This window comes from Paraburkholderia dilworthii (genome assembly GCF_000472525.1).
GTDB classification, from domain to species: domain Bacteria; phylum Pseudomonadota; class Gammaproteobacteria; order Burkholderiales; family Burkholderiaceae; genus Paraburkholderia; species Paraburkholderia dilworthii.
Genome location: NZ_AWZT01000001.1, coordinates 359,443 through 385,279, shown reverse-complemented (window position 1 = coordinate 385,279; position 25,837 = coordinate 359,443). Strand labels below are relative to the sequence as shown.

At 61.9% G+C, this 25,837-nt stretch carries 22 protein-coding genes and 1 riboswitch; of the genes, 1 reads left to right on the top strand and 21 read right to left on the bottom strand.

Annotated features, from left to right (window positions below; genetic code table 11):
- Nucleotides 1–24 precede the first annotated feature (24 nt).
- The 5 genes from F759_RS0102080 to F759_RS0102060 all read right to left on the bottom strand — a co-directional run bounded on the left by F759_RS0102080 (nt 25) and on the right by F759_RS0102060 (nt 5,353).
- On the bottom strand, nt 25–1,353 hold the full coding sequence (locus F759_RS0102080; protein WP_027798376.1) for an MFS transporter: 1,329 nt from the start codon (nt 1,351–1,353) through the stop codon (nt 25–27).
- A 120-nt stretch (nt 1,354–1,473) separates the two neighbouring features.
- Nucleotides 1,474–2,226 carry an SDR family NAD(P)-dependent oxidoreductase gene (locus tag F759_RS0102075; RefSeq protein ID WP_027798375.1) on the bottom strand — a complete coding sequence of 251 codons (753 nt, stop codon included), beginning with the start codon at nt 2,224–2,226 and terminating at the stop codon, nt 1,474–1,476.
- A 265-nt stretch (nt 2,227–2,491) separates the two neighbouring features.
- Entirely contained in the window at nt 2,492–2,836 is a 345-nt protein-coding gene (locus F759_RS0102070; RefSeq protein ID WP_027798374.1) for a hypothetical protein, read from the bottom strand.
- Nucleotides 2,837–2,960: 124 nt separating this feature from the next.
- Nucleotides 2,961–4,223, bottom strand: coding sequence for an MFS transporter (locus F759_RS0102065; protein ID WP_027798373.1), 1,263 nt, complete (start codon nt 4,221–4,223; stop codon nt 2,961–2,963).
- Between the two features lie 272 nt (nt 4,224–4,495).
- A complete protein-coding gene (locus F759_RS0102060) occupies nt 4,496–5,353 on the bottom strand; it encodes a GlxA family transcriptional regulator (RefSeq protein WP_244438782.1) in 858 nt (285 codons plus the stop codon).
- Here F759_RS0102060 and F759_RS43915 point away from each other — a divergent pair.
- The gene (locus F759_RS43915; RefSeq protein WP_244438783.1) at nt 5,244–5,594 is read left to right on the top strand and encodes a hypothetical protein; all 351 of its coding nucleotides are present in this window, start codon (nt 5,244–5,246) and stop codon (nt 5,592–5,594) included. The two genes, F759_RS0102060 and F759_RS43915, sit on opposite strands and share 110 nt — an antisense overlap.
- Before the next feature lie 79 nt (nt 5,595–5,673).
- On the opposite strand, the gene F759_RS0102055 is transcribed toward F759_RS43915, so the two are convergent.
- The 16 genes from F759_RS0102055 to F759_RS0101975 all read right to left on the bottom strand — a co-directional run bounded on the left by F759_RS0102055 (nt 5,674) and on the right by F759_RS0101975 (nt 25,430).
- Entirely contained in the window at nt 5,674–6,474 is an 801-nt protein-coding gene (locus tag F759_RS0102055; RefSeq protein WP_027798371.1) for a crotonase/enoyl-CoA hydratase family protein, read from the bottom strand.
- Nucleotides 6,471–8,075, bottom strand: coding sequence for a class I adenylate-forming enzyme family protein (locus F759_RS0102050; protein ID WP_027798370.1), 1,605 nt, complete (start codon nt 8,073–8,075; stop codon nt 6,471–6,473). Before F759_RS0102050 ends, F759_RS0102055 begins: the two co-directional genes overlap by 4 nt.
- A gap of 18 nt (nt 8,076–8,093) precedes the next feature.
- Nucleotides 8,094–9,284, bottom strand: coding sequence for an acyl-CoA dehydrogenase family protein (locus tag F759_RS0102045; RefSeq protein ID WP_027798369.1), 1,191 nt, complete (start codon nt 9,282–9,284; stop codon nt 8,094–8,096).
- Nucleotides 9,285–9,297: 13 nt separating this feature from the next.
- Complete coding sequence (locus tag F759_RS0102040) at nt 9,298–10,176, bottom strand: nitrilase-related carbon-nitrogen hydrolase (protein WP_027798368.1); 879 nt, start codon at nt 10,174–10,176, stop codon at nt 9,298–9,300.
- Nucleotides 10,177–10,211: 35 nt separating this feature from the next.
- The gene (locus F759_RS0102035) at nt 10,212–11,108 is read right to left on the bottom strand and encodes a glycine betaine ABC transporter substrate-binding protein (protein WP_027798367.1); all 897 of its coding nucleotides are present in this window, start codon (nt 11,106–11,108) and stop codon (nt 10,212–10,214) included.
- A 37-nt stretch (nt 11,109–11,145) separates the two neighbouring features.
- Nucleotides 11,146–11,865, bottom strand: coding sequence for an ABC transporter permease (locus tag F759_RS0102030; RefSeq protein ID WP_027798366.1), 720 nt, complete (start codon nt 11,863–11,865; stop codon nt 11,146–11,148).
- On the bottom strand, nt 11,862–12,980 hold the full coding sequence (locus tag F759_RS0102025; RefSeq protein ID WP_027798365.1) for an ABC transporter ATP-binding protein: 1,119 nt from the start codon (nt 12,978–12,980) through the stop codon (nt 11,862–11,864). Before F759_RS0102025 ends, F759_RS0102030 begins: the two co-directional genes overlap by 4 nt.
- Before the next feature lie 2 nt (nt 12,981–12,982).
- Nucleotides 12,983–13,708, bottom strand: coding sequence for an ABC transporter permease (locus F759_RS0102020; protein ID WP_027798364.1), 726 nt, complete (start codon nt 13,706–13,708; stop codon nt 12,983–12,985).
- Between the two features lie 348 nt (nt 13,709–14,056).
- Nucleotides 14,057–15,418, bottom strand: coding sequence for an MFS transporter (locus tag F759_RS0102015; RefSeq protein WP_027798363.1), 1,362 nt, complete (start codon nt 15,416–15,418; stop codon nt 14,057–14,059).
- A 325-nt stretch (nt 15,419–15,743) separates the two neighbouring features.
- A complete protein-coding gene (gene atzF, locus F759_RS0102010; protein ID WP_027798362.1) occupies nt 15,744–17,558 on the bottom strand; it encodes an allophanate hydrolase in 1,815 nt (604 codons plus the stop codon).
- 18 nt (nt 17,559–17,576) lie between these two features.
- Nucleotides 17,577–21,176, bottom strand: a complete 3,600-nt coding sequence (gene uca / locus F759_RS0102005; protein ID WP_027798361.1) for an urea carboxylase — start codon at nt 21,174–21,176, stop codon at nt 17,577–17,579.
- Nucleotides 21,177–21,348: 172 nt separating this feature from the next.
- Entirely contained in the window at nt 21,349–21,990 is a 642-nt protein-coding gene (locus F759_RS0101995; protein WP_027798360.1) for an urea amidolyase associated protein UAAP2, read from the bottom strand.
- Between the two features lie 14 nt (nt 21,991–22,004).
- Complete coding sequence (locus F759_RS0101990; RefSeq protein WP_027798359.1) at nt 22,005–22,709, bottom strand: urea amidolyase associated protein UAAP1; 705 nt, start codon at nt 22,707–22,709, stop codon at nt 22,005–22,007.
- 13 nt (nt 22,710–22,722) lie between these two features.
- Nucleotides 22,723–23,514 carry an ABC transporter ATP-binding protein gene (locus tag F759_RS0101985; protein ID WP_027798358.1) on the bottom strand — a complete coding sequence of 264 codons (792 nt, stop codon included), beginning with the start codon at nt 23,512–23,514 and terminating at the stop codon, nt 22,723–22,725.
- Nucleotides 23,511–24,326, bottom strand: coding sequence for an ABC transporter permease (locus tag F759_RS0101980; protein WP_027798357.1), 816 nt, complete (start codon nt 24,324–24,326; stop codon nt 23,511–23,513). Before F759_RS0101980 ends, F759_RS0101985 begins: the two co-directional genes overlap by 4 nt.
- 33 nt (nt 24,327–24,359) lie before the next feature.
- On the bottom strand, nt 24,360–25,430 hold the full coding sequence (locus F759_RS0101975) for a putative urea ABC transporter substrate-binding protein (RefSeq protein WP_027798356.1): 1,071 nt from the start codon (nt 25,428–25,430) through the stop codon (nt 24,360–24,362).
- Nucleotides 25,431–25,488: 58 nt separating this feature from the next.
- Nucleotides 25,489–25,588, bottom strand: a riboswitch (guanidine-I (ykkC/yxkD leader).
- Nucleotides 25,589–25,837 lie beyond the last annotated feature (249 nt).

The following is a 25,837-nucleotide window of genomic DNA, read 5'->3' as shown; positions in this document are numbered from 1 at the left end:
TCGAACGTGTCGCCGGAAATGCGCCTAGCGGGCGCGGTGCAGCAAGTCGTGGAATTTGCCGGATGCCTCTGCGCCGTCGCGACGCAGTAGCGTACCGATCAGCAGCGCGGCCAGCACACTGCACGCGCCCAGCACGACCAGTCCCGCGGATGTCGAGGAAAACGCGCGCTCCGCAGCCGTGCGCAAGCTGGGCGCGATAAAGCCGCCCAGACTGCCCAGCGAGTTGATCAGCGCGATGCCGCCCGCCGCAGCCGCACCTGTTAGCAGGCGCGTCGGGAAGGTCCAGAAAAGCGGTTGCGCCGCGATGAAGCCGCTTGCCGCGCAACACAATGCAATCAGTCCGATCGCAGCGCTATGCGCAAGACCCGACACGCCAATGCCAAGACCCGCCACAACCAGCAACGCAGACGCCCAGCGACGATGCCCGCCTGTGCGATCCGCGCGGCGCGGCACATACCAGGTCACCGCGAGTGCGCACAGCCAAGGCAATGCGGCGACGACACCGACATGAAAACCCACCGCCGTGCCGAGCAAAGCGGCCACCTGTTGCGGCAGGTAAAAGATCACGCCGTAGACGCTCATCTGAATCAGCAGATAGATCAGCGAGAGCAGCAACACGCGGCGATCCACCAGCGCGGCGAGAATGCGATGCGGCCCATGTGCGGACGCTGCACGCGCGTCTTCGTCCAGAGCCGCGCGCAAGCTCGCGCGTTCGTCCACGTTAAGCCAGCGGGCGTTTTCCGGACGATTGTCGAGATACCAGAACGCCCACACACCGACCAGCGAGGCCAGAATGCCTTCGACGAGAAAAAGCCACTGCCAGCCAGCAAAACCGAGCGCGCCATGCAATTCGAGCAGCGAGCCCGACAACGGACTGCCGAAAATGAACGCCAACGGCGCGCCGAAATAGAACACGCCAACGGCCCGCGCACGCGCACGCTGAGGAAACCAGTGCGTCAGGTAATAAATGACGCCGGGGAAAAAACCGGCTTCGGCGACGCCCAGCAAAAACCGCAGCGTGTAGAACGCCGTCGCGGTATGCGCGAGACACATCGCGGCCGATACGAGGCCCCACGTCACCATGATGCGGCACATCCACGCACGCGCGCCGACACGATGCAGCAGCAGATTACTTGGCACTTCGAACAATGCATAGCCGACGAAGAATACGCCCGCGCCGAACGCGAACGCTGCGTTCGAAAGCCCAGTGTCGTGTTGCAGCGCCTTCTGTGCGAAGCCGATGTTCGCGCGGTCGAGAAACGCCAGCACGTACATCAGCAGCAGGAACGGCAAAAGCCTGCGCATTACCTTGCTGTTGATCGCCTCCAGTGAAGCGCTCGCATGCGGGTCCATGTCGTCTCCTTCGCGTAGCCTGCGTTGGCGGCTGCGCGGTTCTTGTGTGGTGTGCTGCTTGCGGCTCGTATGGTCCGCGGCGCCGTACATTCACATATCGGCGCCGCCGCGCGCTCACGCTCAGTAAGTCGCGCGTCCGCCCGACAGGTCGAACACCGAACCGGTGCTGAACGCGCAGTCCTCGGATGCGAGCCAAAGAATCAGCGACGCCGCTTCTTCGGGAAGCAGGAAACGGTTCATCGGAATCTTCGAGAGCATGTAGTCGATGTGCTGCTGCGACATCGAATCGAAAATCTCGGTCTTGGCGGCGGCAGGCGTAACCGCGTTGACCAGAATGTTTTTCGTCGCAAGTTCCTTGCCGAGCGATTTCGTCAGCCCGATAAGCCCCGCCTTCGACGCGCTGTAGTGCGAGGCGTTCGGATTGCCCTCCTTGCCCGCGACCGACGCGATGTTGACAATCCGTCCGTAGCCTTGCTTGAGCATCTGCGGAACAACTGCGCGGCACGTCAGATACGGCCCGATCAGGTTGACGTCGATGACGCGGCGCCAAACATCCGGCTCCAGTTCCCATGTCGTGCCGTTGCCGCCGGTGATGCCCGCGCAATTGATCAGCACGTCGACCGCGCCGTGATCGGCAACCGTCTGTGCGACGGCCTGCGCGACAGCCGCTTCCTGGGTGAGCTCGACGGTGACTGCGGTGACCTTGCCGAGTTCGCTGAGCTCACGCTGACTGCTAGCGAGACGTTCGGCATCGACGTCCCATAGCGCGACCGACGCCCCCGAGTTCAGCGCCCGTTGCGCCACTGCATAGCCGATGCCTCGCGCGCCGCCGGTGATCGCGACAACGCGTCCTTCCAGATCGATTCGATTCATTTGTGTCTCTTGTCGCACGCGTTGACGTGCGTCCCGGTTGTTGTAGCCGCTAGTGCCGTGTTCCGCTTCACGCCAATATACGAGCGACGCGATGCCGTAACAATCCGAGAATTCGAAAGGTCGATAACAAAAGTGAATCGGGAATGGCGGCGAGCGTGCCGCGCCAATGCGAAGAGACTTCCGGCTAGCGGAGTACAGGGAGGGTTACTGCAATTGCGATGCTTAGCCGCGATGCCCGTCGCGACCGCTCATCGATAACGCCATGTCAAAGCGCTTCCTGGCAAAGCGCCATCATTCGCTGAACCATTGTGCTTGCTTCGTTCAGTTCCATTTCGCTCGTGAAGAGTGCCTGCACATTCGACAGTCGAACTGCCACACCTGCTTCCTTCAGGTCCTGGCTCGCGATCTTTAAAGCGAGTTGTCCGATCTTTACGCGCTCGAGCCAGTGCATGGTCATGTCGTTTTTCGCGAGCCATTGGCGGCAGCACTGGACGACGTGATCCACACGCCACTGTGCACTGAGTGCATACGACGCCGCTGCGATCGCCACAAGGAAGCACAGCAGTTCTGCTCGCGTGGCAGACGGCTGCGTCGATTCCGTCTTTTTCATCCGCTTGTCTTTCATCGGTCAGCACTCGCCGGCGTGTCGGGCGTATGGATAGTCAGCAAATGAAACTGCGGGCGCTCGCGGAAAAATCAATACCCGCGTCATGCGCGCAGGCCCCGATGCGCGACTAGTCGCCACACGCCGCACTGCACTCCCTGCAAGCCACCGCTTTAGGCGCGGTCTTGCCCTCGCTGCTTCTGCCGAAGCTCGCGAGCGCCGCCAGTCCCAGCAACGCCAGCGCGCTGCCGAACAGAAAGTCGGTGGAAATGCCCACCTGATCGACCACGATGCCGCCGACGAGCGAGCCGGCCGCGATCGCCACCTGAATGATGCTCACGAACAGCGCAGAGCCGGCTTCCGGAGAATCGGGCGTCGCGCGCTGAATCCAGATGCTGAAGCAAAGCGGCAACGCGCCGAAAGAAACGCCCCAAGCGAGCACGAGCGCGATGACACCGATCGACGAATGCTGCAACACCGGCAGCAGGATGAGCGCGAACATCAGCAGAGAGATCATCGCGCCAAGGGAGATTTTCAGGCTGCGCGTAACTGTCGACGACACGGCAAAGTTCGAGAAGAAGCCGATGATGCCGAAGCCGAGCAACAGCCAGGTAATCGTGGGCATCGTCAGATTTGCATTGCGCAGCAGGAACGGCGTGATGTACGTGTACGACGAAAAATGCGCGCCGAATACGAGCCCGACCATCAGCATACTCCTGCGCGGATGGGGCCTGCGCAGCAGCGAAACGAGATCGTGCAGACGCAATGCGGCGCCCGACGGCAAGGACGGCACGAACACGAACTGCGCGATGAGCGCAGTCGCGACGAGGCCGCCTGTCGCCATGAACGACGCGCGCCACGACGCGAAGCTCGCAATGAAGGTTCCGAGCGGCACGCCGATCACCGTTGCGCACGTGACGCCGGTGAGAATCGTGGCCATTGCGCGCGCCGAATCTTTCGGCTGCACGAGACGCCCCGACGCTGCGGTCGCGAGAGTCCAGAAGCCGCCCAGCGCGGCGCCGAGCAACGCGCGGCCCACCAGCATCAAACTGAAGTTCGGCGCAAATGCCGAAATCAGATTCGATGCGAGCAATAAAGCAGTGAGTAACAGAAATACGAGCCGCCGATCCATGCGGCCCGCGACCAGCATCAGGCCCGGCGCGGAGATCGCGGCAATTACACCAGGCACGGTGACCATCAAACCGGCCGTGCCAGGCGACACGCCGAGATCCGCCGCAATGCGGGGCAACAGACCGACCGGCAAAAACTCGGTCGTCACGAATGCAAAGGCGCCGATTGCAACGGCGACAACTGCGAGCCACGAACGCAGCGACGACGGCGCGGCATCGTCCGGCGCGACGGCGCTGGTCGGCAGATTATCTTCTCTTAACATAGGTATAGCGTGCTCTATTGTGATCGTGCCAAATCCATCAAACTGCCGCCGGCACAGGTGTTTCCCTCATTCCGTTGTCCGCGGCCGTTCACTACGACTGGCCAAGATACAGCATTTTTCCGGACACCGTTTGGACGCGAACGCTCGGGGAGCGGGTCCTGGGACGGCTGACAGCAGGCACCATCGTCAGAAAGGATGAAGCCAGAAGCTCCAGGAGCAGCCAGACGCACATTGCGCGCCAGGCGGGGAGGCGTACCGTCGCCACGGCAGCTTCACTTGCCCCTCGCGGCGCGTTCCTGTCCGGGCGTGACGTCAAAGACCCTCCGATAACACCGCCCCAGATGCGACGCGCTGGCAAATCCGCACTGCATTGCAATGTCGAAAATGGAAGATGTCGATTCGTGCAGGAGCTTTTGCGCCGCTTTCAGGCGCACGCCGAGGTAGAACTGCGAGGGCCCCATCTCGAAGTGCTTGAGCCACATACGTTCGAACTGGCGGGGTGAGATGCCGACCAGCGAGGCGAGCGTCTGCACGGGAACGGGGCGCTCGATGTTCTGCTCCATCAGCGTAATCGCATTGACGATGCGCCGGTCCTCGATGCCATAGCGCCACTGAATCGCCATCTTCTGGCTCTCCTGCGACGCGCGAATACGCGTATGCAGAAACTGATCGGCGACATCGGCGGCGAGCCGATGGTTATGCGCGCGAGCGATCACGTCCAGCATCAGATCGATCGCGGCGGTGCCGCCACCGCAGGTAAGCCGGTCGCCGTCGATGCAGTAGAGGTCGCGCGTGACGGCCAACGAGGGGAATTCGTCGGCGAGTGCTTTCAACGCTTCCCAATGAATCGTGCAACGCCGCTTGTCGAGAAGCCCGGCGCGCGCCAGGATCATCGTGCCGAGGCTCACGCCGCCGAGCGGTTTGCCTGTCGCGGCGTAGCGGCGCAAAAAATCGAACACCCGCTCATTGCGATAGTTTTCGACGCCGATGCTCGCCACCACGAACAGCTGATCGACAGCAATGGACGAGGTCATCGCCGATTCCGGCTGCAACGAGAACCCCGAACTCGAGGACACCGGCTCGCCGTCGGCGCTGATGAGATGCCAGCTGTACAGCGGCTTGCCGCTCATCCGGTTAGCCGCGCGCAGCGGCTCGCTCGCGGAGCTGAGCGCCATCATCGAGAAGTTAGGCACCAGAAAAAAACCGATGCGTTGCGTATCGGCCGGCCGCTCGTCGCTGGAATCCGCCGTGCTTTCCGTTTGCGCGGCGGCGAGTGCGCCCTCCACCGCCGTTGGCCACTGCACATGGCGGGCGGCGGCGGATTGCGGCATCTCGTCGTTAATTTTCCTGCGCATGTCCATGCTGGATTGACAAAGTTGGCGAAACTCTCGCATATTGCGCCGCGCCGGTCCATCGCCTCGTTCGTTGCGATTGACCGGTTACACCGGCATCAATCGCCGGTGTAGCTCGGCGCGCGCTTCTCGAAAGTCGCGGCGAGCGCCTCGCGATGATCCGCCGTGCGATGCACGATTCCCTGGAAAGCCGCCGACAGTTCCAGCAGGCTCGGCAGGTCCATCCGCTGTCCTTCGCGAATGAGTCGCTTGCTCATGCGCAGCACGTTCGGCGGATTGCTCGCGATGCGTGCCGCCAGTTCCTTCGCCGCTAACAACAACTCCGCGTCGGGCACGACCCGCGATACGAGGCCCCAGTCGAGCGCGCATTGAGCGTCGATGGGCGTGCCCGTAAAAATCATCTCGGCTGCACGCGAGAGGCCGATTGCACGAGGCAGCAACCACGCGCCGCCGTCGCCGGGAATAATGCCGATTTTTGCGAAGCTTTCCGCGAACAGCGCGCTGTGCGCCGCGATACGGATATCGCACATCAGTGCGAGATCGCAGCCCGCGCCGTGCGCCGGTCCGTTGACGGCGGCGATGCAAGGCACGTCGAGTTCATGGAATGCGCGCGGAATGCGCTGAATGCCGCGCCGGTAGTTCTCGCGTATTTGCGCCGAGTTACCGCTGAACGTGCCCACCTCGTCGCGCATGTGTTTGATATTGCCGCCCGAGGAGAACGCGGGACCCGCGCCCGTTAGCACGATCGCGCGCACGTGCAGATCGGCTTGCGCGCGTTCGAGGCTCTCCACCAGCGCATCGACCACGTCCATTTCGGTGAGTGCGTTGCGCGTTTCGGGGCGGTTCAGCGTGATTGTGGCAACGCCGCCGTCCAGTTCGTAAAGTACCGGTTCGTTCATGATCGCGTTCCCGTTCGCAAAAGATTCTGGTCCACCGAAGCGGCCAGTTCGCGCCGCAGCACCTTGCCGCTCGGATTCAGCGGCAAGCGCTCCACAAACAGCACTTTCTTCGGCCGCTTGTACGGCGCGAGGTCGTCACTAGCCTTGCAGAACGCGATGATCGCGTCTTCCGTCAACTGCGCGTCGCTGCGCACGACGAACGCCGTCACCGCCTGGCCCCACTTCGCGTCCGGCACGCCGATCACCGCGGCCTCCTGCACGCCAGGGCAGTGATACAACACCTCTTCGACTTCTCGCGGATAGATGTTCTCGCCACCCGAGACGATCATGTCGTCGGCACGACCGCGGAAGTGGAAATAGCCGCCTTCGTCGACGCTGAACAGATCGCCGGTATAGAGCCAGCCGTCGCGGAACTTCCTGGCCGTTTCGACTGGATTGTTCCAGTAGGCGCGCGCCAGTTGCGGGCCGCGCACGATCAGCTGGCCTACTTCGCCGGACACGACGGCTTCCGTCGACGGCACGGCGCGCGCGGGGTCGTTCGTCACGACGCGGCAGGTGCTGATCAGCGTCGGCTTGCCGCAGGAGCCGAGGCGCGAGAGTGCATCGCGTGGATGCAGAAGCAGCGTGAGGCTCGCTTCCGTCATGCCGTAGCCGTTGTACACGTTCGGACAGAACTCATCGATCACCCGTTGCATCGCTGCGGCGGGAATGGCCGCGCCGCCTGTGGTGATCATCCGCAGGCTGCTGTGATCGGTCTGCGTGAATGACGGATGGAACAGCATGTCCTGAATCTGCGTCGGCACGGCGAAGAGCGTCGTGATGCGATGTTGCGCGATCGCGGCGAGCGTGCGCTGCGGATCGTAGCGCGGCAGCACGATGTTGGCCGCGCCGACCATCAGGTGCGGCAGGAAATACGCCTGCATGCCGCCGACGTGGTAAAGCGGCGCGATATGGAGCGCGGAATCGGTGCTCGTCAGGCTGTACTCCATCACGCAGTTCGTGGCGATCGCGACGTCGTTGCCATGCGTGTGTATCGCGCCTTTCGGGCGCCCGGTCGTGCCCGACGTGTAGACGAGCGCGGAGATATCGTCGGGCATGAGCGTGGGTAGCGGCGCATCGCGATGGCGCGTGCTGTCTATCAGCGCATCGAAGTCGTGATGATACGAAGGCGCATCGTGGCGATCGGGTTCATCGCTGTGGTTGCCATGCCCTGTTACACGCACATAAATGCGCAGATCGGGCAGACCCTGTTCGATCTTTGCAACAACGGGCTGCATCGAATCGTCGTAAATCAGCACGCGTGCACCGGCATCGCGGATGATGAATACCGCTTCGTTCGCGGACAGCCGGTAGTTCATCGGCACGGCAATTGCGCCCAGCAACTGGCAGGCAAGATAAGCGGTGGCCGTTGCGTCGGACGTCTTCTGGAAAATGGCAACGCGGTCCGTTTGCCGCACGCCCAGGTCGAACAGCGCCTGCGCGAGTCCGCGTACGCGCGCGTCCCACTGCGCGTAGGTAAAGCGCGCGTCGCCGCAGACCAGCGCGAGACGGTCCGGGTACTTCGCGACCGTGTTTTCGAACAGCGAGGTAATGGTCAGCATGATGGAAATGGAATGCGCTCAGAGGTTGATCTTCAGATCGGGGAGATCGCGCGAGGCGATCAGGTATTTCGCCATTTCCGAGGTGCCGCCGACGATCGTCAGCGCGCGCGCGTCGCGATACAGCTGTTCGGCCCGGCCGTATTCCTTGGTGAGGCCATCGCCACCCAATATCTGTACCGTCTCGTTGACACAGAAATTCGCTGTCTCCGTTGCGACGAGCTTGGCCATTGCCGCTTCCTTCATCAGTGCCCGGCCGTCGACGCCGGCGTCGTACATCTTGGTGGCGCGGTAGGTGATGAGTTCGGCGGCGTCGATGCGCCAGCTCATCTGAGCGATCTTGTCCCAGATCAGTTGCTTGCAGCCGAGGAATTGGCCGAATGTCTTGCGGCTTTGCGCATGCGCACGCGCGATTTCGAACGCACTACGCGCGACGCCGAGGCCCGAGCCGCCCAGAATCGCGCGCTCGAAGTTGAACATGCCGCGCATGATCGCGGAGCCCTCGCCCGCGCCGCCCAACACATGGTCGACAGGCACGCGGCAATTGTCGAATTTGACCTCGCCGACAATGCAGCCGTGCCGGCCCATGAACGTGTAGTTGCGCGGAAAGCTGATACCGCCGGCGTCCTTCGGCACGGCCACCGCGGTGATGCCCGGCTTCGACGTGCCATCGCGCGGCGTGATGCCGTAGGCGATATAGACGTCCGCTACCGAAGCGTTCGAGATATAGCGCTTGAAGCCGTTGACCACCCATTCGTCGGTACGTGCGTCGTATTCGACGCGCGTTTGCATGTCCGCGGAATCGCTGCCTGTGCCGGGCTCGGTCACGCAGATCGCGCCGACCGCGCGGCCATCCAGAATCGGTTCGAGATACGCTTCTCGCAGTGCCTCGCTCGCGTGACGATGCAACGGGTACGCGCAACTCAGCGCCGTAGCGATGGTGGTTTCAAATGCATAGTTGATCGCGGACGCTTCCTCGGACAATATCGTCGCGTGCGTGAGTCCGGGCTTTTTCAGCGAGCCGCGATACAGGTCCGCAAACATGAGCCGCAGATAGCCGGCTTGAGCCAATGCGCGCACCACGTGCTTGACGGCGTCCCAGTCGCGGCGCTCTTCTATATCGGCGGCGCGCGGCGCGAGTTCGCGTTGCAAAAAGGCGCGTACTTCAGTGCGAAACGCGCGGTCTTCGTCGGTAAGGAGAAAATCTTGCATGGCAGACGACGCTTCAGGTGTTGACGGGTGAATGAGCCGCACGGATGCCGCGGCCCGCGTAGACGCGCGAATCGCGCACGGTCGGCAGCAGGAAGCGCGCTTCGCGCAGCGCTGCATAGTCGAGTTCGCCGACCACCAGTTCTTCGTCGGTCGTCGAACCCGTTGCGACCGTGTTGCCGAACGGATCGAGAATGCGCGACCCGCCCCAGAAACGCAGCATGCCTTCGGTGCCGATCCGGTTCGCCATCACCACGGCGACCCCGTAGCTCACTGCATAGAAGCGCAGGTTCAGTTCCCATGCGGACGGATTGTCGAAGCCGCCGCCCACCGCCTCGCGCGCTGAACTGATCGGCGCGGCGAGCAGCGTCACGCCGTCGCACATCAGGTCGTGCACGAGCGCGGGGTTCCACAGGTCGTTGCAGATGGGCGTGGCGACGCGCCAGTCGCGGTCGATGCCGAATGCGCCGAGTTCCGCTCCCGGTGCGTAATACAGCCCATCGCGCAGCTTGCCGTAGGTCGCCAGTTGAATCTTGCGATGCACGTGCACGATCCTGCCCTGCGTCACAGTCGCCTGGCTGTTGTAGAACTGGCCGCCAGGCGCTTCTTCGATGAAACCAAATGACGTATGGAGACCGACGCTCGCTTGCGCAAGCGCCGTAATGGCCGGATGATCGACGCGCAGTGCAAGCTGCAGCGCGTCTTTGCCCGCGCTATGTCCGCACAGCGACAATTCGGGGAACAGCAGCATCGTGACGCCACGCTGGCGCGCTTCTGCGATCATGCTGAGATGCTTGCCGAGGTTGGCGTCGAGATCGCCGTATGAACTGTCGATCTGCGCGGCGGCGACTTTCAGCGCGCTGTCCCGCGGCGCGTCGAGGGAAGACGAAGGCATGTTCTTGTCTCTCAGGTTGGGTCGGGGCGCGAGCGTTACAGCAGACCCGCTTGCTTCAGAAAATCATGCGAGACTTCGCTGAACGATTTCTTTTGCACGTCGACGGATGCATTCAAACGAGCCATCGTCGGCGCGTCGAGCTTTGCCGAAAGCGAGTTGAGGATCGGGCCGAGCTTCGGGTTCGCGTCGAGCGTCGCCTTGCGAATCACGGGCGTCAGCGCATAGGAAGGAAAGAAGCCCTTGTCGTCCTTGAGAATGATGAAGTTAAATGCGGGCACGCGGCCGTCGGTCGCGAAAACGAGCGCAATGTCCACCTGACGGTCCTTCAGCGCCTGATACGTGAGACCCGAGTCCATCCGCTTCACTTCGTCCTGCGAAAATTCGAAGCCGTAGAGCTTTTGCAGCGGACGCAGCCCGTCCGGGCGCGCATAGAACTCCGAGTTCGACGCGAAGCTCAGCGTCTTGCCAGACTTGATGGCCTTCGCGAGATCGCTAAGCGTCACGATGCCGAGCTTCTTCGCTTCGTCCTGATTCATCGCGAACGAATAGGTATTGTTAGCGCGAGAAGGGTCGAGCCACACCAGGCCCTTCCCCGCATCCAGTTCCTTTACCTTCTTGTATGTGTCTTCGGGCGAAAGGCGGTCATTGATCTTGTTGTACGTGATCAGCGACGTGCCCGTGTATTCCCAATACACGTCGACCTGTCCATTCTCCTGCGCCGCGCGCAGCACCGCGCTGCCCAGGCCGTCCTTCTTCGTGACGGTGAAGCCCTTCGCCTGCAATAGCTCGGTGGTCATTTCGGCGAGCAGTTGCTGTTCGGTAAAGTTCTTGCCGCCGACCACGATACTGGCCGCCGCACAGCTGACGGCCCAGGAGGATGCAAAAGAGAGAGCGACGAGCGCGCACGCCCGCTTGAAAAAAGTAGTCTTCATGATGTCCTCGAAGAAAACGCGTATGCGTGTGATTGAACTAGCGTTGGGGAGTGACGCCGCGCGACACGAGATGTACCTGCATCTGGCCGATGAGCACGTCGGTGAGAACCGCGAGCGCCGCGGTAGGAATGGCGCCCGCCAGCAGCATCGAAAAATCGTTCATGTCGATGCCGGTAAAGATCAGTTCACCGAGCCCGCCACCGCCCACCAGGAATGCAAGCGGCGCCGTGCCGACGGTGATAGCGAGCGCGGTGCGAATACCCGCGAAGATCACATAAAGCGCGTTGGGCAATTCGACGCGCAACAGAACCTGTCTCGGTGTCATACCCATGCCGGTGGCCGCTTCGATCAGCGAGCGCGGCACGGCGCGCAAGCCTTCGAGCGTGTTCAGCACGATCGGCAGCAAGGTGGCCACCCACAACGCGAAGATCGACGGCCAGCGCCCGATGCCCAGCACGCTCATGGCGAGCGCGAGCAGCGCGAGTTTCGGCACGGCCTGCCCCATGTTAAGCGTCTGCAGCAGCGCCTGACCGACACGCGCGTGTTTGCCCGACTCGCGGCTCAGATAGATGCCGAGCGGCACCGCAACGACGATTGCGAGCCCGCCTGCGATGGCGACCATCGTCATCTGCGTGATGGACTGGTAGACGATATCGCTGCGATATTGCGCAATGGATAGAAGCCAGTTGTCCGCGCGCGCCTGCAGCGGCGCAGCGCAAGCGAACAGGACAGCGCAGCGTGAAAGCAGCGTCTTCATGCGCGGGTCTCCGCAGGCAGACGCAACATGTCGACGATGTGCGCCTGATTCACGTAACCGACGAAGCGGCCCTCGTCGTCGACAGTAGCCAGCCAGGATTGCCCCAGTGCGAACATCGACGAAATCACGCTGCGCAAGTCGTCGCTATGACGCGCAACGCCTTGCACCGGTCTCGCGTGCGCCGCCGTGAGCGTGCCGTCGATCGCACGGAGTTCCGCAGCGCTGAGATAGCCTTGCGGTTTGCCCGCGGCATCGAGCAACACGATCTGCTCGACGCCGTGCAGTTCGAGCAACGCCCGCGCGCGGTCGCTGCTGTCGCCCACGCGGGCGGCGCAGTCGCAGGCCGACAAAGCGTCTTTGGCACGCACGAGGCGCAGCCGCTTCAATGCGCGGTCCGCGCCGACAAAGCCGGCGATGAACGGGCTCGCGGGCCTTGCGAGAATCGTGTCGGGCGTGTCGAACTGTTCCAGCCTGCCTCCACGAAAGATGGCGATGCGGTCGGCCATCTTCACCGCTTCGTCAATGTCGTGGCTGACGAACATGATCGTCTTCTTCACCTGCTGCTGGATGCGCAGGAACTCGTCCTGGATCAACTCGCGATTGATCGGGTCGATTGCGCCAAACGGTTCGTCCATCAGCATGACGGGCGGATCGGTGGCGAGCGCGCGCGCTACGCCGACGCGCTGTTGCTGGCCGCCCGAAAGGTCTTTCGGATAGCGCGACAGATAGATCGACGGATCGAGCGCCACGATCTCCAGCAACTCGGCCGCGCGGCGCTTTGCCTTCGCTTTGTCCCAGCCGAGCAGACGCGGCACCACGCTGATGTTCTCCTCGACCGTCATGTTGGGGAACAACCCGATCTGCTGGATCACGTAGCCGATCTGGCGGCGCAATTCGACCACTTCGAACTCGTCGGTATCGCGGCCGTCGATAAAAATCTTGCCCGAACTCGGCTGGATCAGACGGTTGATCATCTTCAACGTGGTCGTCTTGCCGCAGCCTGACGGGCCGAGCAATACGCAGATTTCGCCCGCGCCGACTTCCATGTCGATGCCGTCGACCACCGGGGCGCTCGCGCCTTCATAGCGCTTCGAGATGCTGGAGAGCTTGATCATGGTTATTGCGCGTGATGAGGAGATTTACGGAACGACGCCCACGCGCCGAGACGCAATGCGAGTCTGCCGGTCCGCGACGGACTGCGAAGGCCCTTCGGCGTCAGCAGACGTTGCACCCAGCCGAGGCCGTAGTCGGCGGCGATGGCAAGAACGCTCACGAGAATCGCGCCGGCAATCAGCTGACGCGGGTCCGATTGGGAAATGCCGCGGCTGATCAGCTTGCCGAGCCCGCCCGCGCCGATATAAGCGGCGACGGCGGCAATGCCGACATTGATCACCACGGCCATGCGCACGCCCGCCATGATGATGGGCAGCGCAATGGGAATCTCGACTTTCCACAGACGCTGGCGCGTAGTCATGCCGATGCCGCGCGCCGCTTCGCGCAGCGCAGGGTCGATGTTGGTGATCGCCGTGTACGTGTTGCGCACAATCGGCAGTTGCGAATAGAGAAAGAGCGCGATGACCGTCGGCAGAAAGCCGATGCCCTGGCCGATCACCGACAGGACCGGGATCATCAAACCGAACAGCGCGACGGACGGAATGGTCATCAGGATCGCCGCGAGGTACAACACGATCTTCGCGGCGCGTGCATTGGCCGTAATCACGATGCCGAGCGGCACGCCCGTGACAATGGCGAGGCCGACACCGACGCCGACGATCTCTATGTGCTCGACGGTGAGCCTGATGATCGATGCAAGGTTATCGAGCATGAAAGCAAGGGTTTCCACGTTGTCTCCCGTTCCGGCGTTGACGGCCTGTTGCAGGCGTGTGTCGGTGTGCTTCGCTATGCGGCAAAGATATCCGGACAAAACTCGGAACCCTTCATCTGCATTCGACGTCGTTTGTCACGAATGCGACATCGCAATTTTGCTGCGGGGCATTTTCCTTGCGGGGCTTGCGTCCAGCGGCGCGCCGATAGGGTTAATCCTGATCCTCGAAGCGACAGGTCGCCGCCGTGACAGAATCCTGGAACTGGGGAAGGTGCGCGACGAGGGTGTACCCGGCGAAGGCACGCCGCGCGACGCTTCACTGTGCGACGCTTCACACGCGTCGCCTGTCAGCACACAGAGCTTGCGTTATCGCGCTTGCCGACGCCAAACGCTGCGTATCGTCAGCGTGGCGAGCGCCCCTGTGACGAGCGCCGTGAACAGATAGAGGCCAGCCGGACCCGCTGCGGCCATCGTCGCGGAGGCGAGTGTGGGCCCGGCACTCGCGCCCACCGAGAAGATCAGCAGCAGACCGGCGCTAACTGCGATGCGTTGATTGGCGGGGATGCAGTCGTTTACGTACGATGTGACGACGCCGTACATCGAGAAGGCCACCGCCACGTACAGATAGCCGAAGCCCCGGATCAAGCCGTCATCGCGTAGAAGGAACAGCAGCACGCTCAGCGATCCCGCGGCGACAGCGAGACACAGCAGCACCTTGCGCCGGTCGAACCGGTCGGCGAACCGCGCGACAGGCCATTGCGGCACGAGCGCGGCGAGCAGCGCGAAGCCCATGAAGTGCGACACGTCCGGCACCGCATAGCCGACGCGCCGCATGAACACCGGCTGCATCGTATAAAACGCGCTATTGAGCGCGCCAGCCGAGAGGCACGCGACCACGCCGAGCGGCGCCCACCGATAAATGGTCTGTAGGCCGGAGACGCCGCGCGCGAGACGCGAGCCGTATGCCGCAGAGGAAGCGTCGGGCGTGCCGGCGATTGCAGGCGCAGTGCCTGCCAGGGCGACCGGGATCAAAGACGCTGTGAACAAGGCGGCGACAGCGCTGAAGAGCTCGAAGCTGCCCGGATCCGCGAGCCCAATGAGGAACTGCCCGGTGCCGACACCGAGATAATTGGTGATCAGATAGGTCGAGAATACGCGGCCCCGCTGAGCGTTGCTCGCGACCTGATGCAACCAGCTTTCGACGACCGTGAAGATGCCGACAAGACAGAAGCCCGTGACAAACCGCAGACCGGCCCACATCGCGGCCGCGTCCCACACCGCGTAGCCGAGAGCGCAGCATGCCGAGGCCGCAGCGAATGTGACGAACGCGCGGTGATGACCGACGCGTGTGATGAGCGCGCCGCCATATACAGCGCCCAGCAGGAAGCCGATGTAATACGCCGACTGCACGACACCGACCACAATCGACGGCGCCTGCTGCTGGATGAGGCGCAGCGAGATCAGCGTGCCGAGCAGGCCGTTGCCGGTGATGAGAATCGCGTAGGCCAGCAGCAGGACCGCGGTCGAGCGCAAGCTGCCGACGACCGGCGCGGGCTCCAGAAAAGGCGCGGCGGGCGCGGCAGGCGCGGCGCCGGGAATCTGCTGACCCGGCTGGGTAGCCGCGTTGNCCGAAGCACCGTTTTGCCACCGGTCGGCAAGCGGTTGCGCGTCCGATAAAAAGGACGCGCCTGTCGGCTGACGGGCCGCCGGTTCGCGTGCCTGTTTCATTCGGGCTGAGTCTCGTTCGTCGTGTGCGGCACGGTTGTAGCGACGTGGCGGGGTTCCTTCTTTCGAATGTAGCGGTCCGCCGCCTCGCCCGCATGCCGCGAACGCGACGTCCGCTAGCAGCAAAACGACATTCTGCTGCGCTACGGGCCGGCCGCGGCGCGGTCGCTCGATTCCGCAGTACAGCCAGGCCCGCGGCTTCGAGTCTTCGTGCGGTGCGCGGGCGGGCGGGCGGGCGGGCGGGCGACAGAGTACGTGCAGATCGCGCAGAGCAACCCGTCGTTCACGCGTGACATCGCAAGAACGGCTCTCAAGCCGGACTCCGCGCTCAGGCGTTGACGCCGCGCTCATTGGCGAGCCATGCTCGCCATCCGCCGAATTCGGAGATATCGGTCCCCGACTGAACGCCATACGGTTCGCACAGGAAACCGGTCACCCACACGCCATCCGATAGTTCGATCTTGCCGAGAGCCAGCGGCGATGGCACCGTCGCGATGAACGAGCCAAACTCCGAGGCGGGCATCTTCCAGACTTCGACCTCGACCTTGACGCCGCCATTGTCAACTCTCCAGAGCCCCGGACGCCGAGTGCCATCCTGCGACGCTGGCAACGCTGCAAGGCGATAATGCGGCGCGGTCTGCGTGGACTGAAGCAAAACCGCGCCGCGAGAAAGCATGTCCCTATTCAGCGGCAAGCCTTGCATGTGCGCGCCGCAAACCGCGACGAGCATTCGATCGTTTGTCGCCGGACGTCGCTCGGACGGCGCTATCCTGTTTCCTCCAACGCATTCGATGCCGCTTGTCCGTTGCAAAAGGTCCGCAATGCCCAACAGATACTGGTCGGTAAAAGCGCGTCCGAAAACGGTCACACCCCACGGAAGGCCATTCTTCATGAATGCTGTCGGCGTGGCGACGGCCGCGTAGTCCAACAGGTTCATAAAGTTCGTGTAGTAGCCGAGCAATGAGTTCGGCCCGATCGGATCTCGCTCCAGTTCAGCGAGCGTCACCGGGCGCGGATACGTCGGTGTCAGGACGCAGTCCAATGTCTCGATCAATGCATCGCAACGAGCTTTCAATGCCTGAAGGCGATATTGGGCCTGGAACAATTCGACGGCGGTTGCGCCCGGCGCCTTCGCCAGCACGTCGCGAATCACTGGAAGCACAGCGTCCGGCCTCGCCGACATCAACTCGCCCGCCACGCTGTAACGCTCCGCAACCCACGGACCCTGATAGAGAAGATTCGCTGCTTCAACAAACGGCGCAAAGTCGATCTCGACAGCCTCGCCCCCTGCTGCTTCAAGCATCGCGCGAGCCTTGGCGAATAGCGCCGGACTCTCCTCGCATCCCGCAAACTCCAGTTGCAAAGGAACACCGAATCGAAACGCAGTCGGCGTGCCAAAGGCCCGCGCTGAATTCCATTGCGGATTCCTGCGACTGTATGCGTCGCGAGGATCGGTCAGCGCAGTCAGCGAGAGAAGCGCGCTCGCTTCTTCCGCTGTGGCCGTGAAGAACGTCACGCAATCGAGGGTGCGGCAAGCGGGCACTATGCCCGCCGTCGACAAAATACCTTTAGTCGGTTTGAGTCCGACGAGATTGTTCAGTCCGGCAGGCACGCGGCCGGAACCCGCCGTGTCGGTGCCAAGCGCAAAACTGGCGACACCGAGCGCAACAGCCAGCGACGAACCAGCGCTGGAACCGCCCGATGGATAGGCCGGATGCACGCTGTTGCGGCACTTTCCATAAGGCGAGCGAGTGCCGTTAAGACCGGTGGCGAACTGATCGAGATTGGTCTTTCCGAGCGGGATGGCGCCGAGCGCAATCAGTTGCTCAACCAGCGTCGCCGACTCAGAGGGCGTGTACGTGAAAGCCGGGCACGCAGCCGTGGTCTGGATACCGGCGAGGTCAATGTTGTCCTTGATAGCGAATGGAATGCCGTAAAGCGGCAGGTTCTCAATGTTCTGCCGATCGAGCCAATCGAGGTATGGCGCGACTTCTTCCTCGCTCAGAAGATGAATGAAGAGGTTGAACTCGGCATTCAGGTCCGCGGCTTTCCGAAGAAGTTCATTCACGAGAGTACGAGGCGCAAGGGTCCCGGCAAGGTATGCATTCCGCAGCGCCGGAAGGCGCAGGTCAAATGACGACATGGCTGTATATCCTCGTATTCAATGACGTTCAATGACTGCGATCCGCTGCCCGGCGCGCACAGGCGAGCCCGGACCCACGTAAATCTCGCCGACGGTTCCAGCGCACGGAGCACACACGGATATTTCCATTTTCATCGACTCGATGATAAGCAGTACGTCGTCTGCGGCAACCACGTCGCCAGTCTTTACCTTCACCTGCCAAAGGCTGCCCGCAATCTCGCTGTCCACTGCAACCTCGCCGTCGTCAAGAGGACTCAGTTGAGCGTCTTGGGCCACGGGCGCCTCGATTGCCTCTTCCGATGTGCCCGCTTCACGCCAGCGCTCACGCTCGGCTTCGAATGCTGCCTGTTGTCGGGACCGGAACTCGTTAATGCCAGCAGATTCGTTCGCAAGGAACGCCTGATAGTCCGGCAGAGAAAGCTCCGATTCCTCTATCCGCAACGGGTAGCGTCCGAGCGGAAAGTCAGCGCGAATGCGCAGCAGTTCTTCGGGCGAGACTTCGTAGAAGCGGATCTGATCAAAGAAGCGAAGTAAGTAGTGCTGCCCGGCGAAGTCCGCGACCTTGCGGTAGCGATTCCACATCTGCAGCGTGCGGCCCACGAATTGATAGCCCCCCGGCCCTTCCATTCCGTACACACAGAGATACGCGCCGCCGATGCCCACCGAATTCTCCGCAGTCCAGGTCCGCGCCGGGTTGTACTTGGTAGTCACCAGACGGTGACGCGGATCGAGCGGCGTCGCAACCGGTGCGCCCAGGTACACGTCGCCTAGCCCCATCACGAGATAGTTCGCGTCGAAGACGATGCGCTTGACCGCGTCGATAGACTCGAGGTCGTTGATACGCCGGATGAATTCGAGGTTGCTCGGGCACCACGGCGCGTCTTTGCGGACCGTGGTCATGTACTTTTCAATCGCGAGCTGGCACGCGGGGTCGTCCCATGAAAGAGGGATGTGGACGACGCGTGACGGAACGCGAAGGTCTTTCATCAACAGGACCCGCTCCCAGGCCTTCCCCACGATGTCGAGCAGTTGCGCCAGCGATAAATCCTCGGGCCGATAATGAATCTGAAGCGAACGTATTCCCGGCGTGAGGTCGATCACGCCCGGAAGCGCTTTCGCTTCGAGTGCCTGCATCAGTGCATGCCCGCGAAAACGCGAAACGAGGTCGAGTTCCGGCGGACCAATCTCCAGAAGAAGATGCGTGTCACCCGACAAGCGTGCAACGAGCCTTTCGCCGGCAGAGCCCGAGTCGAGAACAATCGGAGACGTCAGGAACGGGCGTCTCTCGATTGGCGCACGCTGCCGAATCTCAAGGCTCTCCAACTCGCGGTTGCGCTCGCGTGCCGCTTCGCGCGCATGCTCGATTTCTACAGGTACGAAACGAATCTTGTCGCCTGCCTTCAGCTGACCGATGTGCCAGAGGTCGGCTTCGATAATCGTCACCGGACACACAAACCCGCCAAGACTCGGACCGTCTGGCCCGAGAATCACAGGCATGTCGCCGGTGAAATCGACGGCACCCACAGCGTAGGGATTGTCGTGAATGTTCGACGGATGCAGCCCGGCTTCTCCGCCGTCTTCGCGCGCCCACTCCGGCTTCGGCCCAATGAGGCGCACGCCGGTACGACTGGAATTGAAATGTATCTCCCACTCCGTATCGAGGAATCGCTCGATGTAGGCGGCACTGAAGTACTCCGGCGCGCCTTGCGGACCGTAGATCACCCGTATCGTGCGCACGCTCTCCAGCTTCGGTAGATTGACGAGCGCGGCGCCAGCTTGCATATCCTGCAGTGGATAAAGGTGAAGCACGTCGCCCGCGCGAATGGCGCGGCCCCCATGTCCACCAAACTGACCGAGCGTGAAAGTACTGCGGCTGCCCAGATACACCGCAACGTCCAGACCACCGCGCACGCACATATAAGCGCGCGCGCCCGCGCCCCGAATCGTACCGAGCGCCAGCACAGAACCCGCCGGGACAAAGACGCTCGTATTCAGCGGTTGCCTGACGTCGTCCAGCAGCACCGGAATGTCCGCACCGGTAACGGCGATAACGGCGTCGGTGTTGAATCGCAGCGTCGGCCCGCTCATTGTGATTTCGAGAGCAGCCGCCTGCGGCTCGTTGCCGAGCAGGCGATTGCCGAGCCGCATGGCGCGGTCGTCCATCGGACCCGACGGCGGAATGCCTACCGCCCAGAAGCCCTGTCGGCCGGGGAAATCCTGCACCGTGGTCTGAGTGCCGCCACTGACCACTTCAACGGTACTCGCTCGATACTTGAGTCCTTCCAGGCACCGCGTCCAAGGTTCACCCGAAGCAAACGGCCGGTCGTCGAGAATCTGGCGCAAGTAGTCGCGGTTTGTCTCGACGCCGAAGATGCGTGTGTTCTGCAACGCATCGTTCAGCGCATGCCGCGCCTCTTCGCGCGTCGGCGACCACGCGATGATCTTTGCCAGCATCGGATCAAAGTACGGCGGCACCTCGCAACCGGATTCAATCCACGTATCGATACGCAGCGCGCTTCCATCGGCCTTCGGAAAAGCAACCTCGGTTACGAGGCCCGGACTCGGTATGAAATCGCGGCCCGGGTCTTCAGCGTAAAGTCGAGCCTGAATCGCATGGCCTCGCGGTGCAAGACCCGCGGCGAGCTCATTCAGCGGCGCAAGTGTTCCTGCCGCCAATTCGATCATCCAGCGAACAAGGTCGACACCCCAGACCTGTTCGGTCACACCGTGCTCCACCTGCAGTCGCGTGTTCACTTCCAGAAAGTAAAACTGCTGAGCGGCACTGTCGTACACGAATTCGACGGTACCGGCAGAGCGATAATGGACCGCCTTTGCAAGCTTGACCGCCGCGTCGCACAACGCTTCGGCTATACCTTCCGGCAAGCAAGGCGCGGGGGTTTCCTCCAGCACCTTCTGATTGCGCCGCTGCACCGAGCAGTCGCGCACGCCGAGCGCTATCGCGTCTCCCTTTCCGTCGCCGAAAACCTGAACTTCGAGATGCCTCGCCCTTTCGATGTACTTCTCGATGAACACGCCCGAATCGCTGAAGTTGTTTTCGCCAAGGCGTTTGACAGCGTCGAAATGCGCGCGGAGTTCATCGAGATTCCAACACACCCGCATGCCGATACCGCCACCGCCGGCAGTACTTTTCAACATCACCGGATAGCCAATGGCTTTGGCTGCCTTGAGTGCTGCCGGCAAGTCTTCCAGCAAGCCGGTGCCGTTAAGCATCGGCACGCCCTCACTGCCGGCGATTTCGCGAGCCGTATGTTTCAGACCGAACGCTCGCAACTGCGCGGGCGTCGGGCCGATGAAGGCGATACCCGCTGCTTCGCATGCCTCGCCGAAAGCCGCGTTCTCCGACAGAAACCCATACCCTGGATGAATCGCCTGCACGCCTTCGCGGCGCGCAATTGCCAGGATCTTCGTCGAGTCGAGGTACGTCATCGCTGCTGGGCCGTCTCCCAGTTCATGCGCAATAGGCGCTTCGCTTACGTGACGGCTCCCTCTGTCTGCTTCCGAGAAAATGGAGACTCCGGTGACATCGAGCTCGCGCAACGTTCTGAGGATACGGCAAGCGATTGCACCGCGATTGGCGATGAGGATCTTCTCAAACATGGGAGGAACCCAGACTCAAAGGCGGGCCGTCCCGCCGTGGGAATTTGCAGCCGCGGTCGTCCACGGCCGAAGTCGCGTCAGCGATTTGCGAGATTCAACTGTTCGCGCGTGCAGGTCGTGCAGCGTCCCGAGCGGACGAGCAGGAGCAAGTACACCCAATTGCGAATACGCTTCAGTCCCATATCAGCAGCTCCGCAGGCGTGGGGTTGTAGGCATTACACGGGTTATTCAACTGCGGGCAATTGGAAATCAGAACGATGACGTCCATCTCCGCGCGCAGTTCGACATACTTGCCCGGCGCAGAAATGCCGTCTTCAAAGGTAAGGCCGCCTTCGGCAGTCACCGGCACGTTCATGAAGAAGTTGATGTTCGCGCCGACGTCCTGTTTAGAGAGGCGACCGTCATGAGCGCAGGCACGCAGGAAGTTGTCGCGACAGCTGTGCATGTAACGCTTTTCGAGCGCATAACGAACGGTGTTGCTCTCCTGCGCGCAGGCACCGCCGAGGGTATCGTGGCGACCGCAGGTGTCCGCAACGATGGTCAACATCGCGTTGCCGCGATTCGAATACAGAACGGAACCGGCTGTCAGATACAGGCTTTTCTGACGACGCAGCGTACGCTGGGGATCGAAACGCTCATGAGGGTCGGCGAGACTATAGAACAGTGTGTCCACCGCCTGATTGCCCTCGATATCGACAATGCGCAATGTGCGCCCTGCCTTTACCTCGTGAAGCCAGGGTTCGCCAGCCGCGACGGTCTGGCGGAAAGCCGCCGTTTCTGGCCTTTTGTCACTGACAACAAGTGTGCTGGTCATGAGTAGTCCTCCGCTCACAGGAAGAATCGTTCGGTATTGATAAAGCCGCGCACGTTCTCATCGCATGCGGTGCGACATACTTCGGCCACGCCCGGGTCTGCCTCGCTCAATTCGAGCTTCACAGGCTTCGGCGAATATTCAGGGCTAGGGTCGAGCGGATGCTGGATCGCAGTGAGCACGACCAGCGTGTTCATCGGCGCATACAACTCGATGTAGTCGCCGGCCTTCGAGTTGCCCTTCACGAAGCTGAGTGTTCCCGCGTCGCTAACGTCGACACGACTGAAGAGGTTCAGCGTCATCAGCAAGTCGGAGATGGTGAGCCCCCACTTGCTCATCTCGACGAGCAGGTTGTCGGTACCGTTGCGATAGAAAGAGTTGCGCAATTCCTGGTAGCGGCCACTGCCGTATTGCTCGAAGACTTCGTCAGCGTTCGATACCCCGCCGATGCTGTCGTGCCAGCCGCAGGTGTCCGCCACGATCGCAGCGAGAACGCGGCCCATGTCCGAATACAGGCAGTGGCCGGTCGTCAGTTTCGCGGTGTGCTGGCACTTCAGCGAATCAGGCAGGTTGAGACGTTCGCTCTTTTCCGTTGCATTGACCATCATGACGCTGACGTTAGCGCCACCGCGCAAATCGGTCACGCGAAGCGACTGTCCGCGCTTGACGATGAGCGACGTATGACCGCCGCCAGGGACGGTTTCTTCAAGTAGCAGATTCATATCCGGGTTCCCTTCAGTCCGATATTGCTTCGACACTCGACGCGCCCTGCACCGCCGCTTGAGCCAGATGGACTGCGGATACGGATTCGCGGCTACGGTCGAGCGGAATGTTGTAGGTAATGCGCGCACCGTAGGCCCCGGGCGCTTGCGGGTCCACCCGCACCTTGTCGAAGACGAGCACGCGACTACCCAAGGTGAAACCTTCCTTCAGGTCATGCGTGACCATAAAGATGGTGAGCTTCGATTCGCGCCACAGGTCAGACAGCAACTCGTGCATGTCTTGACGAATGCCGGGATCGAGCGCGCCGAACGGCTCGTCGAGCAGCAGGACGCGAGGCTTCATCATCAGCGCCTGAGCGATTGCAAGGCGTTGCTGCATACCACCGGAGAGTTGCTGCGGATACTTGTTCGCGGCGGCGCCAAGACCCACGCGTTCGAGCATCGCAGTAGCCTCGTCGCGCGCGCGACGTCGCTGGGCACCGAACAGCCGACCCGTAAACTTCGCTCGTGGAAGCTCCAGTCCAAGCATCACGTTGCGCAGCACAGTCAGATGGTCGAACACGGAGTATCGTTGAAAGACCACGCCGCGATGCGCGTCCGGCTCTCCCGGCAAAGGCTGGCCGTCCAGCAGAATCTCGCCGCGCGTCGCTCGCTCCTGCCCCAGCAGAAGTCGCAGAAATGTTGATTTACCGCATCCAGACGCGCCGACCATCGAACAGAACTCGCCCTCCTTGACGGTCAGATTCAAGCGCTCGAGGACAACCTGGTCGCCATACTCCTTCCATACGTTGCGGACCTCGATCATCGCGCGCCTCCGCCGTACCATGGGAAGGACCACTGCGTGATGCGGCGAAGCAGTTCGTCCGTGAGCCAGGCAAGCAGCGTAATCCACGCGACGTACGGCAGAATCAGGTCCATCGACAGATAGCGGCGCACGAGAAAAATGCGGTAGCCCAAACCATCGGTTGAAGCGATCGCCTCCGCTGCGATGAGAAAAAGCCACGCAGACCCGAGCGAAAGACGCATCGCCGAAAGCAATCGCGGCAACAGTTGTGGCAGCACCAGCCGCAAGATCAAAGTCCAACTGGTGGCTCCCAGCGTCTGAGCCTTGACCCACAGTTCCGTGGGAATTTCTCTCGCTCGAGCATGCAAGTCCCGAACGATCATGGGCGTAATGCCGATGACGATGAGCACCACCTTCGACAATTCATCGAGTCCAAACACGATGAAAAGAATCGGCAGGACCGCGAGCGGCGGCACCATCGAGATCACGGTGACGAATGGCGTGAGCGTTGCACTGACCACCGGAACAGAGCCGGTCGCTACGGCCACCACAAGAGCAATCACCGCGCTCACGAGAAGGCCGATTCCGAGTCGTCTCAAGCTCGACAGCGTGTCGGCCCACAACAGGAACTCACCTGTGCGCATGTCCTCGGTGAATGCGACCGCCTTCACGGCATCGCTCATTTGCGCCGCGCTCGGCAGCAGTTTGTCATCAGGGTTGAGCTTGAGGCGCTCGGCGGACCCCATAAAATAAACAGCCAACAGCACGACGAACGGCAGCAGAAGTAGCATCAGGCCGCCGATTCGGCTCGGATGTCGATTGATGAGTCTCATGGTGACCGCCTGTTTAAGCCGGGAATGTCCGTGTCAAAGCTTGCCCGCGGCAGCCATCTCGACGTAGGTCGGGTCAAAACGGAGCTTGACGTTGTTCTTGTTGCCAACCACGACGTTCTTGTCGAACGCCATGCCCACGGCGTCCGCGCTGCGGGCGTCCTGTCCGAGCAGACCGTGGTCGAAGGAGAACTTTGCGACGCGCGACATGATCTTCGGCATGTCGGGGCTCGTGACGAAGTCGAGTGCGGCCTTCGGCGTGTAGAAAAGCGCCGTTGTCGAAAGCTGACCTCTGAAGTTTGCGAGGTCGGTGCCGGAGGCCTTCGCCATCGCAGTCAAAGCGGAGGTGCTTTCTGCAGAATTGCTGTGCATCAACGCGACCATTTCGAACCAGGCGCCCGTCAGCGCTTTGCCGAGCGCCGGATTCGCCTGCAGCGTCTTCGTGTTGACGACCATCATGTCCATGATTTCGCCTGGAATCTTGCTCGAATCGAAGACCTCGGTGACGTTCGGCTGCGCTTTCAGGTCGGCGAGCATCGGATTCCACGTGACCGCGTTGTGAACGGCAGGCGTCGCAAAGGCACCTGAAATGTCGGCGTCGGATGTGTTCACCACCTTGAGGTCGCGCTCGCTCATGTGCGCGCTTTCCAATGCGCGCGCGAGCAGGTAATGAGACACGGAGAACTGCACGAGGTTGACCTGCTGACCTTTCAGATCGGCGATCTGTTTGCCCTTGCCCTTGATGAGCACGCCGTCGTTGCCGTTGGAGTAGTCGCTGACAATCAACGCCGTCGAATCGACACCGCCCGAGGCAGGAATGGTGAGCGCGTCCATATTGGTCATCGCACAGCCGTCGAACTTGCCGGCTGTGTACTGATTGATGGACTCAACGTAGTCGTTCAACTGCACGACATCGATGTTGATGCCGTACTTCCTGGCCCACTTGGAGACGATGCCTTGAGTTTTTGCCTGGCCCCACGGCATCCAGCCCGCGTAGATGGTCCAGCAAACCTTGAAGTCGTTGCGACCCGCGGCGAACGCGGCACTGGAGGCGAATGTGGCGAGGGAGATGGCGGCAATGCAGAGACAGCGAACGAGCTTGCGCATGAGGTTGACCTCGGAGGGGACGGTTAGCGGCGGCAGGGAGCAGCGCAAACATCGCGTTCTCTCCCGGGCTTTTATCCCGCCGTGTAACCTCGCCTGAGGTCGACAGCTCTCGGACCAGCGCCTGCGAGAAGCAGGCCGGAACCCTAGCCGTCCATTTCCAGATTGTCTGATGAACCGGATGATGCGCCGGCTCCTTGCCCACTCTCTTAAGCGGGAAGCGTGCCAACGAAGAAATTGGCCTTTGGGGCGTTTCAGACGTCTTTTGTGCCCGCGCTCGGTGATGGCCTGCACTGCGATGCGTCAACGCGCACCCTTTTCGGGCGTGGAGCCCAGATCCGGTTCGGCCACAGGGAATGGATGCTAAATGGTCTTGACCGGCCGTTAAGGAGAACCGTCAAGATTCGGAT